This is a genomic window from Halobacillus litoralis (assembly GCF_009856445.1).
Classification (GTDB): Bacteria; Bacillota; Bacilli; order Bacillales; family Halobacillaceae; genus Halobacillus; species Halobacillus litoralis.
Map to the genome: position 1 here is coordinate 1 of NZ_WMFA01000042.1, position 573 is coordinate 573.

The following is a 573-nucleotide window of genomic DNA, read 5'->3' on the forward strand; positions in this document are numbered from 1 at the left end:
TGCTTATGCTGCACGACTCAATGCCCTTTATTGAGGCGGATAGGGTCATTTCGCTGACGGCAGGAAGGGCTATGTAACGAAAAGAGCTGTTTAAAGGGCATATCGGCGGCCCCCCTCAGGGTGACCGCCATAATGCGAACGGGAATGATCAGACCTTGGTCATGCGCAGGTACGGGCGCAGTTCGCGCCAGCCCTCTGGAAACATTTCCTTCGCCTGTTCATCGGTGATGGAGGGCGGAATGATGCACTCATCACCTTTACGCCAGTCTGCCGGCAGCGCACAGCTCTTTGCGTCACTGGTCTGAAGGGCATCAATGGCACGAAGTATCTCATCGAAATTCCGCCCTACAGTCATCGGGTAGGTCATCGTCAGGCGGATTTTCTTGTTCGGATCGATGATGAAAACACTTCTGACCGCCGCCGTTTCGCTTTCCCCGGGGTGTATCATGTCGTACAGCTGGGCGATTGAGCAGTCGGCGTCCGCCAGGATGGGGAAATCCAGGCTGCAGGACTGGGTGTCATCGACATCCTCAATCCACTTGAGATGCTCTTCCGCGGTATCGGTGGAAAGCC

General features: G+C 55.7%; 1 protein-coding gene. It reads right to left on the bottom strand.

Features of this window, described 5'->3' with window-relative positions:
• Positions 1-148: 148 nt before the first annotated feature.
• Positions 149-573 (bottom strand): redoxin domain-containing protein (locus GLW00_RS21035; RefSeq protein WP_160917088.1); only part of this gene is annotated, 425 nt, incomplete at its 5' end.